Origin of the sequence: Thalassolituus maritimus (assembly GCF_900156675.1) — a bacterium.
In the GTDB taxonomy this organism is placed as follows: Bacteria; Pseudomonadota; Gammaproteobacteria; order Pseudomonadales; family Oceanobacteraceae; genus Thalassolituus; species Thalassolituus maritimus.
This window is the reverse complement of record NZ_FTOH01000003.1, coordinates 353,930-366,474: the sequence shown is the minus strand read 5'-3', so window position 1 is coordinate 366,474 and position 12,545 is coordinate 353,930. Positions and strand designations below refer to the sequence as shown.

Genomic DNA, 12,545 nt, shown 5'->3' with positions numbered 1-12,545 from the left:
TCTACTCCGGTTGCTGATAGTCACGACCCTGGCTCATCCAGCGCATAACCACCCGCTCAGTTTCCTGATAATTATCATTAAGATCACCCGTAATCAGGTGATCAAGGCGCCCGTCGGCATTAATCAACATTATCGCTGGCCGCTCATCAAACACCCAGCCCTGACGCCATTTCGGCTCGTACTTCAGAACTGGAATACGCATATTTGGCGGCTGGCGCTTTCCCTTAGGGGTCCAGACAAACCAACCTTTTAGCCCTTCAATTTCCAGACTCTCAGCGAGAAGCTGATATCTGACGAGACGCTCGGAACATTCATCGCAGTCCCCAAGCCATATCAACATCAGATAAGAACCGCGGGCTTCCTCAAGTCGCTGACCAAAGCCGTTCGTCGCCGGCAAAGTAAAGTCCGGAACCATATCCCCCGGTTTCAGACTTTCAGACGCCTGCAGCTGGAGAGCCAGACCGATCAGTAATACAAACCGAGTGAGATATCCCACTGCGTGCCCCCATCAGATTCGAGAGACTGAAGGCGCTCATCGTCGACCAGAAACTCACGAACACCTATTCCCGTCCAGATCCGCTCGCCATGAAACTGAACGTTCAGGCCAAGCGATGCATAACGACCACTGGTATCACCGGAATGTTGTTCGCCTGCATTAAGTTCCGCTGCGAGCACCCACGGCACCGCACGGACTCCGCTGGTACTGGCAGTCCCCTGAAGGAGCGCATACCCCGCACCTGCTGAGTAACGAAGCAGCTCTTCGTCTTCACTTCGCACTTCCTGGCCGTCATTAATCACAGCGCGTGTGCTGAACTGGCCAATCTGAGCTTCACCCAACAAATACCATTTCTCACCGGCAAAATAGCGCGCGGTAAAAAGAATCCCCGGCTGCGAATCATTGTTATACGCCAGAGTATTGGTGTAACCCACACTGAAGACACCGTGTTCAACTTCAGTCTCACTCAAATCATCAAGACCGTTCCTCTGACTGCCCGGACTGAACACCTCCGCCGCAGCACTGAGCGAACAAAACGCCATACCAGCGAACCCCACCGTCCGCCAAAAAGAAGTCATAAACGTAATCTCCAAACTATTGATACTGACCTGTGGGTTGTCATTTCACTGTCTAATGTGGCGCCTATTTCGCCGCGAGCACCAAAATCAAAATACCGGGCAACCCGCCACATTGATTCAACACCTACGCCACCGACCCAGACAGACTCAGCAGTATCGGACCAATGAGTATTGCCTAGTTCACTCTGAGCATAACCGGCAAACGCGTTCCAACTAAAAGTTATGTAGTCTGCGGGCTCAGCGAACTGTGTAACGACGCCAGCATCCAGCATTGACCACGCTGAATCTCCCTCTGGGGCGCGAGTGTAGCGCACAGAGCCATACTCTCCGAGGACAGGAAACAACCATCCGAGGGAATAGGCGCTGGCGGTTGAAAGGGTCACTTCGAGTCGATTTTTCCCGGGGCGCGCGTCATTGACTAGCTTCCAGAGTTCATCGCGGGGAAAGGTTTCGAGTAGATGAAGGTCATCGACATGCAGCCAGCCACTGTTTCGCCCATCAGACGCCTTAACCCAGCTACCACGACGAGCGACCACTTCAAGGCGACGGTATGGAGTGACTTCGTAGATGACAGGAAATGCCTCAGACGGCCCATTGCGCAGGCCTATGTAGACCTGCTCAGCAGCAACCGGCTTAACGCCCCCAAGAGTGATTCCTGTAGCAATCAGCAATGTCAGCAGTGGTGAAAACAAGCGTATCGCCTGCATGTAAAACATCCTGCATTCTTTATTATTTTCCGGGGAAACCTGCCCTCTCTGACAAGCTCCTCCAACTTCTATTTTCAGCTATTTGCTGAGAAATCTCATGGCGTCCTCAAGACCTGACAGGGTCATGGGATACATTTTGTCTTTGACCAATGTACGGATCGCACCTAGCGAACCGCCATTCCCCCAATGGTCTTCCGGCGCTGGGTTCAACCAGACCAGTTTATCGAAATGATTCGCCATGCGTTCCATCCAGACCGCACCCGGTTCTTCATTCCAGTGTTCGACGCTTCCCCCCGCATGAGTGACTTCATACGGCGCCATCATGGCATCGCCCACAAAGATAACGCGGTAATCCTGTCCATACTTGCGCAAAATGTCCCATGTTTCTGTGCGCTCGTTCATACGGCGGATATTATTTTTCCAGACAGACTCATACAGGCAGTTATGGAAGTAAAAGGTTTCCATATGTTTGAACTCGGTACGAGCGGCCGAGAACAGCTCTTCACAAACACGAACGTGAGGGTCCATAGACCCACCGACATCAAAAAAGAGCAGTACCTTCACAGCGTTGTGCCGTTCTGGAACCATTTTAATATCGAGCATACCTGCGTTGCGCGCGGTAGAACTGATGGTGTCATTCATATCAAGCTCATCGGCTGCGCCCTGGCGCGCAAACCGACGAAGACGACGCAACGCTACTTTGATGTTCCGTATACCGAGCTGCACGTTGTCATCAAGATTTTTGTAGTTTCTCTGTTCCCATACTTTCGCCGCTTTTTTATGACGGGAACGATTCTGATCAATACGAACCCCTTCCGGGTTGTAACCTTCAGCACCAAACGGTGATGTTCCGCCCGTACCGATCATTTTATTTCCACCCTGATGACGTTTTTTCTGCTCTTCGAGACGCTCCTGCAACGTTTTCATTAACTCATCGAAACCGCCCAGCGATTCAATCTTGGCCATTTCCTCTTCGGAGAGCAGCTTCTCCATCTCTTTGCGCATCCATTCAGCAGGGATACTGGCGTCATCGAACAATGAAGGCAGTGCTTCAATACCCTCAAAGTAGGCGGCAAAGGCCTTATCGAACTTATCGTAGTGCTTTTCGTCCTTTACGAGGATCAAACGCGCAAGCGCGTAGAACTCTTCAAGATCTGCAAAGGCTACCCGCGCCTGAACCGCTTCAACGAGGTCAAGGTACTCGCGAATCGAGCATGGTACTTTTGCGCGACGAACCGTATCGAAAAAGTCGATCAGCATGATCAGCCCCGACGGCGACTCATAAACGCAAGACGCTCCAGCAAGTGCACATCCTGCTCATTCTTCACCAGAGCACCCGCCATTGGCGGAATCGCCTTAGTAGTATCGTGATTCCGTAATAACTCGACGCCGAGTTCATCGGCCATCAGCAGCTTCAACCAGTCAACCAGTTCAGAAGTTGACGGTTTTTTCTTCAGCCCCGGTACTTTGCGCACGTCAAAGAAGACTTCAAGCGCGTCATTGACCAGTTCCGCCTGAATATTCGGGAAATGCACATCAACGATCGCCTTCATGGTTTCGCGATCTGGGAAGTCGATATAGTGGAAGAAGCAGCGGCGCAGGAATGCGTCAGGCAATTCTTTCTCGTTATTACTGGTAATCAGAATAATTGGGCGGTGCTTAGCAACGATGCGCTCCTGAGTTTCATACACGAAGAACTCCATCTTATCGATTTCGAGAAGAAGGTCGTTCGGGAACTCGATATCCGCTTTATCAATCTCGTCGATCAGCAGAACAACAGGCTTATCCGCTTCAAAAGCTTCCCAGAGCTTACCTTTAACGATGTAGTTCGAAATATCATTGACACCATCAACACCAAGTTGCGAGTCGCGTAGACGACTGACTGCATCGTACTCATAGAGTCCCTGATGAGCCTTGGTCGTACTCTTGATGTGCCATTGGATAAGGTCAGTGCCTAATGAAGTGGCCAGTTGCTCTGCCAGCATTGTTTTACCGGTTCCTGGCTCACCTTTCAGCAGGAGTGGTCGCTGCAATGTAATTGCTGCGTTGACTGCCATTTGCAGCTCAGGTGTCGCTACGTATTCACCGGTACCCTGGAATTTCATCAGGACTTAACCTCTCGATCTCTGATTCTTGACTGGCCAGAGTATAAGGAGGCCGCTTTAGTACAGCAAGGCAGGACCAGAAAAAGGCTTTAAAATCAGACAGAAAGGGATAATTGTACAGAAGCCGCCTCCGGTACCGGAGGCGGTCATAATATAAGCGCTATTCTTTTTTGTCGTCCGGGAGGTCGAATTCCCCCCAGTCATCGTCTTCATCGGCTGAATCTGCTGCATCCGCTGCGGGTTCAGGACTCCCCATATCGGTGTCTCCTCCCATAGAGGCAGTGACCTTGCTTTCTTCCTCCGCTGCAGGAATTTCTTCCTCCTCCGCACCGTCAAAATTATCAAAGTCAGCGGAATCCAGGTCGGCGTCATCAAGCTGCCCTGTCTCCAGATCCAACGCTTCACGTGCCGCTACGTCTTCCGCGCTCTCAGATTTTCCTTTGCGCCGCGCCAGCCACCACCACGCCAGCCCACCAAGAAGTGCCAGATTTGCCACCCCAAGTAGGACGTATACCCACCAGGCAACACCCAGCTCCTCTTCTGGCCCAACTTCTTCGACAACAGACTGTTCACTGTATCTCGCCGCCAGATCAGGAACAATTTCATCAGATACAGGAACGACCTCAGGTTCCGCAGGTGCCTCTTCAGACGAATCAGGTTGTGCTGCAGCAGTTTCACTCACAGTAGGCTCTGGTGCGTCCTCCACAGCCGGTTGCCCAACCCTGACATCAGGTTCGCTGACCTCTTCATTAACCGGCTCCGGATCTGGCGATTCGGTAACTGGGGTACTTACCTCAGAGACCAAAGGAAAGATCACAGGAATGCTTTCAGGTTTACTCTTAAATGTCTTACCGCTGGCCGACACTCCACGGATGTTAAGCATAACCTCGTAACTGCCTGGGCCCTTGTCGGCGACAAGCGCGAGCTCCCAGGCGCCGCTGCCTTCTGAATACTCCATCGCGTTAATCACAGAGCTTCCATCCGGGCTGGATATTCTGGAAATCACACGCGACAGAGCAGTATCTACGAGGTCACTCTGAGGGTACACACGTACATTAAGTATCTGCTGCCCGACATCAGGAGTAACATCGACCCGCATCGGCTCTGCCAATGTCGCCGTAAGCACCTGTTTACGTTCAAACGTACGCCCTTGTGCCCGTATCTCGAGTCGGTACTCACCCGGTTGATTAAGGCGGCTCAGAGTTTCTCTGAAAATACCATCGACCGGCAGGCTTTCCGGGTCAGACAATAGTTTACTACCTGTGCGGCCATCTGGTGCCGTAACCTGCAGGCTCACATCCGTCAGCTGCAGAATCGTCTCTTCATCAACTGTCTCACCCTCATTTTCCAAGGACATTTCAAGCTGCACCGGCACACCAGAAAAAAGGCTTCCCGGCAGACCAGACACTTTGAGCTTGAGATCAGACAAAATCTGTACGCGACTGTCAGGCGCAACATCGGCGTCGGCGGTCCACTCTCCGCTTTCTGGAGACTTGACGGTAATCAGATCGAAATTCAGATCATGGTGCCATCGAACATCGGGCGACGTAGCAGCAGAGTCCTGAGAGATACGGACGCCCGAAGGCGATACCAGCTCAGTAGGTTTGCTTGAAGCCGCCCTGAATATCAGCGCGGTAAATTCGTTAACACTTGGGTCGATATTGAAGGTATTTCCAACAAGCGGTACCTGCTCACTGGGTACGGCACGATCAAATGCTTTCAGGAATGCTGGCATCAGTTCGTCATTGGTATGCGCTTTTAGCGCGAGGCCGTCTGTTTCCATAGCAAGCTGCCCAAGCATATTAATGTCTGCGGCATCGGACAGGGCAAGAGTGTGAATACGGACATTCTTCGACATGTACTCAGGAAGAACAGCGCTGATAAGCCTTTCGCGAGCGGCGGTATTCGCCGGCGTGTCAGGGGCACCACCGGAGGTATCCATATCAATCCGACCATCGGTCAGGAGAATGACTGTCTGATCAAACTGACTGTTCTGGGTCGCCTCATAAAGGGCTTTATCGAGGGCTTCAACGAGGTTGGTATTGAGACCGACAGAGCTGATATCACCGCTGGCTGCACGTGCCTTCTGGCGCCAAGCTTCATCTACAGCACCCAGAGGCACCAACATATTCACGTAGCGCCCAAAGGTCCAGACACCAGCACGAGCTCCCTCAGGTAATAATTCCGTCAGCAGGTTAAGTGCGGGGCGTCGGAGGTTTTCAGGATCTGTCTCCTTCATGCTGCCGGAGATATCGATCACGATTCTTACGTCTGGAGCCGGAGCTTCTTCAGCCCGGACGCTGAGGGTTAAAGCGGTGAAGAACACCGCAAGAAAAATCGCTCGGAAAAGCAGCATAAAAGCTCCGACTCCCTTTAACTCAGTCACCTTCAATTTCAAGTTCAAGCTCAATCAGAATCAGAGGCTATTTTCGAGAACACGACGACCTTTCTCTGTGATGTGCCAGCGCACACCATTTTTACCACTCACCTTGCCTGCAAGGCTGCGTGTAGTCAGCACATGCAGTGTTTTCAGGACTGTCGACTCTTCCTGATTGCATTCTCGGCACACCCCTGCCAGCGAGCGGAAGATATACCGACCATTGGACAGAATCTTGAGAATCTGGGTAGAGGTTGTGTCCAGCTCTTCTGAGACATTCGCCATCTGCGGATCGTACCCGCTCATGTCTTTTTCGGTTTCAGTATCAATCAGAGGCAGCAGCTCATTCTGAATAATACGGAGATCCTGCTCGACCTCTTCAGAACGCTGACGAGCAACATTCGCCTCGTTGAGAATCCGGTCCGACATGTTGTCGATAACAAAGCGACTCAGCAGCGCTGAAACCAGACAGAAACCGGTAAAAATGAGTAGCTGTGAGGGGTCGCCCTGACTTTCAAGAACCAGCTCGCTGTTCACCATATCCAGAACAACCGGTACCAGAAACGATGCGCCGACACCTACAACCAGAAATCGTGGAAGACTTGCCGAATCCGGGTCTTTATCGCCGTAAAGGTAAAAGTTCACCAGACCGCCGAAGATCCCTGCAAGAAGCATTACGGTAGCAAGAATGAATATATGGTTAGCCATTTTCTAAACCCTCAGTAGCACCGCCAGGTGCCTGTGTCACTAATCAGACATGCGTTTTTAATTCTGTGCCCAATCTGGGCACGGTATGAATTAAAACTAGCAAAGTTTTGAGAGTTAGCCAGAAAAGTACGTATCAGCTTGTAAGTCACAGCAGAACTAAGATACAGGAGGGACATGGAAGTATGTTCTGTTATGCCAGAAGAAAACTGACAAAACAGTAAATAGAGATTGACAGACAGGCAAGACAGCCTGTCTTGCCTGTGCTTCAGCGGAACGGATTTCCTTTAACGGACGCCGTTTTCTTAGCAGGTCTGGTTGCAGTCGTCCGATCTTTTTGTTGCTCGTCAGGTTTAGGTGCAAGGCCTGCAATAAGACCGACCAGTGTCACGATCAGTGCGATCCCCGCAGCGACAGAAAACCAAGGAACAAACTGCTCCAACCCGGCCAGACCATCCGATATTAAAGCGAATGGTACCGCGATAAACCCCGGAGAAAGTACTTCAATGCTGGCATCAGGAACCGGCACTGGCGTAAAAATAATGACGGCCCCTACCGCACTGTAAATATGGTAAGCAGCGCCGCGTTCTTTTACCCAGAACGCCATCTTCCCCCAGCACCAGAAACCCAGCAGGCCAGCCAGGATATAAATGGCCCAGAAGGCGTAATAATCAGTCAGGCTTTCCATATGATGTGATCTTCCCAATCCTCTTCATTCACAAGATTGTCCGCAACACCTTTGCCGCGCAGCGAAACATCGGAGTAGTGGACAGACTCCGGATCTCCACTAATCAGGGGGTGCCACTCTTTCAGTTGTTTACCTTCAGCAACAAGGCGGTAAGCACAGGTCTCTGGCAACCAGTGAAACTCAGAAGCCTGCTCTGGTGTTAACCAGACACAGTGAGGCACGTAGGTCTGCCGGTCCTGATAAACCGTACACTGGCAGTTGCTTTGATCCATATAGCGGCAATGAATGTCGGTGTAATAAACATCACCACTGTCTTCGTCTTCCAGTTTATGCAGACAGCATAAGGCACAACCATCGCAGAGGGATTCCCACTGCTGCCGACTCATCTCTTTTAAAGGTGTCGTTTCCCAGAAGCGCCGGTCCGCACTCATTCGTCGTCCTTTCGGCAGAAGAGATCCAGCATATAAGGTTCTTTTGCCGGAGGCATCTGCAGGTAAAAGCCCTTCTCTTCGATATCAGCGAGAACCTTTTCAGCATCTGCCCGACCAAGATTTTTCTCTGGCGTCAGCAACAGGGTTAATGCCAGCTCAGGTTTACCAAACATTTCTTTCAACTCATCCGGTACACGAGCCATGCCCTCTTTCTTTTCAACGTAGAGGTACATCTCATCCTTGCGACGTGTTTTATAAACGTCACACAAAACGCGCTTAGTCGCCGTCATAATTTATTGCCTGATCTCTTTCAGGTGCGCCAACAGGGCATCACCTATTTCTGATTTTCTCCACCCAAGGAGTATGGGTGGCAATTCATTGTCTGGAGCGCGCATTAACGCCTCCAGCGCTTTTTTGTTGGCCAGCACTTCCGGCGGAATATTCAGCGATTCCGCTTTTTTAATTACGCCTTTTTTCAGAAGCTTCATCAGATTACCGTCATCAACAGAGAGCGGCCGCTGCAACAACTCTGGCCATTCATCGGAATCGTTAGCCTGTGCCTGCTGAATAATCTGCAGAACCTGTTTGCCACACTCTTTGATGATATTTGCCCGCAACCCTGCTTTGAAAAGCTGATCGCGGTTACGTGCTTTAAATCTGGACAAATTCCAAAGCGCCGGATCATCCGCCACTTTATTTCGCGGGACATCGCGCGCGCGCGCCTCTTCCTCACGCCAGACAGCCAGCTGTTGCAGAATGCTCTGTTCCTGCGGCCTTAGCTTCCAACCTGATTTCACTCGCTGGAACGCACCTGAGAAGTCTGTATCAGGTTGACTCGCGGCGACTACAAGACGTTCACACTCTTCTTCAACCCACGCCTCTCTTCCGAGACTTTCGAGCTTTTGTTTCAACCGTGGATAAATCTGAAAAAGATAAAACACATCTGCGGTTGCGTATTCCATCTGCACCGGAGTCAGTGGCCTCTGAAGCCAGTCCGTTCTGGTTGCTTCTTTCGGGATATCCAGATCAAGCAATTCACTGACGGCTCGTTGAAACCCTACAGAACCACCATACCCCGACAGCGCCATCGCTATCTGTGTATCAAACAAGGGGCTCGGCACGGCATCAAAAATACGCTTACAGACTTCAAGATCTTCCGCGCATGAATGGAATACTTTCACAACATCCGGGCTCTGCATAAGAGCTTTGAACTTGCTCCAGTCGTTGATTGCCAGAGGGTCAATCAATGCGCACGCATGTTTATCCGCAACCTGAATCAATCCAGGCTTGGGATAAAACGTACTGGTTCTGACAAACTCAGTATCAACCGCGAGAAAATCCGCCGAAGACCACCTGATGCAGGCATCGTTAAGTTGCTGATCCGTCGCGATCCATTCCGGCACCGGCACTTCAGTCTGTACTCTAGGTTCTGTCAATCAAGACCCCTTAATATCTCACACGCACGTTCGACACTGACACGCTCACCAGCCCGGCCGGAGCGCCGGAAAATATATTCTGCGGTTGTCCGCCCTTCAACGGAGTCGCTGGCGAGTATCAACAGCGACGCCTCCGGGAAGCGCTCAACGGACGCAAGAAGATCATCCATACCTATTTGAGAGGGGCCGACACCGCTTGCTGGCGACAACTCGCCGTGTAAAACAAACAGCGGCCCCTGATAATCAACAATCTCAAACAACCGATTGAGTGCCGCTTCTGTCGATGCCACCAGAAAGTAATCGGCGCCATCGACATTGACCTGACACTCCGACTGACACTGAATACGATTACAGAGCCGACAAAGCCCAGCTTCGCCAATACGCGTCAAGACCTCTGCCATCTGCCTGCTATCGCCGTGGTAGACCAACCATTCCGCCAGCCGCTCTGCTGCCTGCGCACCGATACCGGGCAAGCCATCGAATGCTTCACAAAGTAGCTGATAGTCACGCGGTCGGCTGGCCATAAATCAGAACGGCAGCTTCATGCCTGCAGGAAGCCCCATGCCTGATGTCAGTTTCGACATGTGCTCCTGATTATTCTGTTCGATTTTACGAACGGCATCATTCACAGCAGCCGCCAGAAGGTCTTCGAGCAGTTCTTTTTCTTCTTCCATGATGGAATCATCAAGGTCGACGCGCTTAACATCGTGACGGCCAGTCATAACGACTTTCACCAGACCCGCGCCGGCTTCACCAGTTACTTCTGCTGAAGCCAGTTCTTCCTGAGCCTTTGCCATCTGCTCTTGCATCTTCTGAGCCTGCTTCATCAGGTTGCCCATTCCACCTTTAATCATGCGTACCTCTCTTCAATTCTTCAGGTCAATTCTTTATAAAACATCAGGTATTCGGCCGGACAGTGTCTTCGATGACCTGCCCGCCTAATTCATTAACTATCTGATCCACCAGAGGGTCGCTGTCGATTGCCTGACGCGCTGAATACAGCGCATCGGCCAGCAGCCTCTGCCGCCGTTGCTCCGGTGTCTCTCCACGTGTCGCAGTGAGAGTCATTCTAAGAGTCACACCGGGCAGAAATTCCCTCAGAGCCGTTGCGATTCTCTCTCGCTGAGTATCGTTGTACAACGCGCCTTGTGCGGGATCGACATCAAACTCAAGTACCGTGCCTTCCGGCGCATCTTCACGCTGAATAAGTGCACTATTTCGGGCAATTGCCATGGGTAATCCTGCGAGCGCCAGATGATCAACCCACATGTGCCAGGTATGTGGAGCCAACTCAGGTAGCTCGTCGACACTCGCCACTGGAGCCTCACTTTCGACCGGCTCAGCTAAGACTGGCCTATCCTGCTCCTCCACAGAATCCCCCGAGGCTGGCGAAACCGGATTCTCCATAAGATCGGCCAGAGAGCCATCGCGACGTTCTTTCTGATCATCACTTTGCGTGGTCTGAACCGGCTCTGGCTCTGATTCCCTTTTTGTTTCATGTTCGATGGCGATATCAGTGGCCGGCTTAGCTTCAATCGCATGCGATTCCGGTTGAGGGGGCTTTTTTTCCGTCGAATCCGGGTTTTGCTTTGAATCTAGAGACTCAGAATCTAGAGCCTCAAAACCTGGTGACTCTGACGCGTCACATTCAGCATTTTCGGGTTCTGAGAGAGCAGGCGCAGCAACCTGAGGCTCTGTCGGCGCTGATTCAGCAACAGACGTTTCAGGTGAAGGCGGTACAGAAGTCATCGGTGAAGGCTTGATCGGCGCTGTAGTCGCCTCTGAATCAGACTCAGGAGCCCCCTTACTCGCCGGAGCTGTCAGTGGCTTTTTTTTTTCGAGCGCCGACGCCAGGTCGAGTTCAGGTACGACATCAGGCGCCGGACGGAATGCCAGCATACGCAGCAATATCATCTCAAAGCCCTGCCGGGGCTCTGGTGCCATCGCCAGATCCTGCCGTCCCTGAAGTGCGATCTGATAACACAACTGCAGATCTTCGGCGGGCATTGCCATCGACAACTGCAGTATCGCTTCACGATCCCCTTCGGCATTATCGATGGCATCAGGAACAACCTGAGCTAGCGATGCACGGTGCCAGATATGCAGAAGCCCCTGAAGGATCTCATCGTAATCCGGAGAATGTTCAGCCATGGAAGCCGTTTCAGCCAGGATCTCACTGGCATCTGCCTTCGCCATCACTTCAGCGAGTCTGAACAGCCTGCCGCGATCCATACTTCCGAGCATGGAATTGACCTGAGACTCGTGCACTTCACCTTCACCAAAGGCGATGGCCTGATCTGTCAGGCTTAACGCATCCCGCATACTGCCCTGAGCTGCGCGGCCCAGAGACCAGAGCGCCGGTTCGTCGTATGGCACAGACTCGGCCTGCAGTACTTTGCCCAGGTAACCGACAATACGTTCAGGAGTCATATTCTTCAGGCTGAACTGAAGGCAACGCGAAAGAATAGTTACCGGGAGCTTTTGTGGGTCGGTCGTCGCCAACAGAAATTTAACGTGTTCCGGCGGCTCTTCGAGCGTTTTCAGCAAGGCGTTAAAACTGTGGGTTGAGAGCATATGAACTTCGTCAATCAGGTAGACCTTGAAGCGGCCTCTTGTAGGCGCGTACTGAACGTTATCAAGGAGCTCTCTGGTATCTTCAACACGGGTACGGGATGCTGCATCGACTTCAATCAGGTCAACGAAGCGGCCTTCTGCAATTTCACGGCAAGAAGAGCACTCGCCGCAGGGTCTTGCGCTGACGCCCTGTTCACAGTTGAGGCACTTGGCCAGAATCCTGGCAATCGTCGTTTTACCAACACCGCGAGTGCCGGTAAACAGGTACGCATGATGGAGACGCCCTTCATTCAGCGCATTGATGAGCGCGCGCAGAACGTGCTCCTGCCCGACCATTTCATCAAAGAAACGCGGACGCCATTTTCTCGCAAGTACCTGATAACTCATGAAAATCTATTCGGCCTGAATACCTGTATTCAGCTCGCATAATAACTGGATAAGCGGGTAA

At 51.8% G+C, this 12,545-nt stretch carries 14 protein-coding genes; all 14 read right to left on the bottom strand.

Going from position 1 to position 12,545, the window contains the following annotated elements; genetic code table 11:
- Position 1: 1 nt before the first annotated feature.
- The 14 genes from BW941_RS06575 to dnaX all read right to left on the bottom strand — a co-directional run bounded on the left by BW941_RS06575 (position 2) and on the right by dnaX (position 12,484).
- Entirely contained in the window at positions 2 to 496 is a 495-nt protein-coding gene (locus tag BW941_RS06575) for a hypothetical protein (protein WP_076514811.1), read from the bottom strand.
- Entirely contained in the window at positions 466 to 1,074 is a 609-nt protein-coding gene (locus BW941_RS06570) for a hypothetical protein (protein ID WP_076514810.1), read from the bottom strand. The genes BW941_RS06575 and BW941_RS06570 overlap by 31 nt, the downstream gene beginning before the upstream one ends.
- Positions 1,071 to 1,781 (bottom strand): SH3 domain-containing protein, encoded by a 711-nt coding sequence (locus tag BW941_RS06565; protein WP_076514809.1) that lies wholly within the window; start codon positions 1,779 to 1,781, stop codon positions 1,071 to 1,073. Before BW941_RS06565 ends, BW941_RS06570 begins: the two co-directional genes overlap by 4 nt.
- Positions 1,782 to 1,859: 78 nt before the next feature.
- Positions 1,860 to 3,041 (bottom strand): vWA domain-containing protein, encoded by a 1,182-nt coding sequence (locus BW941_RS06560; protein WP_068443118.1) that lies wholly within the window; start codon positions 3,039 to 3,041, stop codon positions 1,860 to 1,862.
- Between the two features lie 2 nt (positions 3,042 to 3,043).
- Positions 3,044 to 3,886: an AAA family ATPase gene (locus BW941_RS06555; RefSeq protein WP_076514808.1), complete on the bottom strand. Its 843-nt coding sequence runs from the start codon at positions 3,884 to 3,886 to the stop codon at positions 3,044 to 3,046.
- Positions 3,887 to 4,046: 160 nt separating this feature from the next.
- Positions 4,047 to 6,242, bottom strand: coding sequence for a VWA domain-containing protein (locus BW941_RS06550; protein WP_076514807.1), 2,196 nt, complete (start codon positions 6,240 to 6,242; stop codon positions 4,047 to 4,049).
- Between the two features lie 60 nt (positions 6,243 to 6,302).
- Complete coding sequence (locus BW941_RS06545) at positions 6,303 to 6,971, bottom strand: YEATS-associated helix-containing protein (RefSeq protein ID WP_068443108.1); 669 nt, start codon at positions 6,969 to 6,971, stop codon at positions 6,303 to 6,305.
- 265 nt (positions 6,972 to 7,236) lie between these two features.
- Positions 7,237 to 7,656, bottom strand: coding sequence for a hypothetical protein (locus tag BW941_RS06540; RefSeq protein WP_076514806.1), 420 nt, complete (start codon positions 7,654 to 7,656; stop codon positions 7,237 to 7,239).
- On the bottom strand, positions 7,644 to 8,087 hold the full coding sequence (locus BW941_RS06535; protein ID WP_076514805.1) for a YcgN family cysteine cluster protein: 444 nt from the start codon (positions 8,085 to 8,087) through the stop codon (positions 7,644 to 7,646). Before BW941_RS06535 ends, BW941_RS06540 begins: the two co-directional genes overlap by 13 nt.
- A complete protein-coding gene (locus tag BW941_RS06530; RefSeq protein WP_068443098.1) occupies positions 8,084 to 8,377 on the bottom strand; it encodes a YcgL domain-containing protein in 294 nt (97 codons plus the stop codon). The genes BW941_RS06535 and BW941_RS06530 overlap by 4 nt, the downstream gene beginning before the upstream one ends.
- Positions 8,378 to 8,380: 3 nt before the next feature.
- The gene (gene rnd / locus BW941_RS06525; protein WP_084188707.1) at positions 8,381 to 9,523 is read right to left on the bottom strand and encodes a ribonuclease D; all 1,143 of its coding nucleotides are present in this window, start codon (positions 9,521 to 9,523) and stop codon (positions 8,381 to 8,383) included.
- The gene (locus tag BW941_RS06520) at positions 9,520 to 10,047 is read right to left on the bottom strand and encodes a toprim domain-containing protein (RefSeq protein ID WP_076514804.1); all 528 of its coding nucleotides are present in this window, start codon (positions 10,045 to 10,047) and stop codon (positions 9,520 to 9,522) included. The genes rnd and BW941_RS06520 overlap by 4 nt, the downstream gene beginning before the upstream one ends.
- A 3-nt stretch (positions 10,048 to 10,050) precedes the next feature.
- Positions 10,051 to 10,377, bottom strand: coding sequence for a YbaB/EbfC family nucleoid-associated protein (locus tag BW941_RS06515; RefSeq protein WP_068442809.1), 327 nt, complete (start codon positions 10,375 to 10,377; stop codon positions 10,051 to 10,053).
- A gap of 43 nt (positions 10,378 to 10,420) precedes the next feature.
- A complete protein-coding gene (gene dnaX / locus BW941_RS06510) occupies positions 10,421 to 12,484 on the bottom strand; it encodes a DNA polymerase III subunit gamma/tau (protein WP_076514803.1) in 2,064 nt (687 codons plus the stop codon).
- Positions 12,485 to 12,545 lie beyond the last annotated feature (61 nt).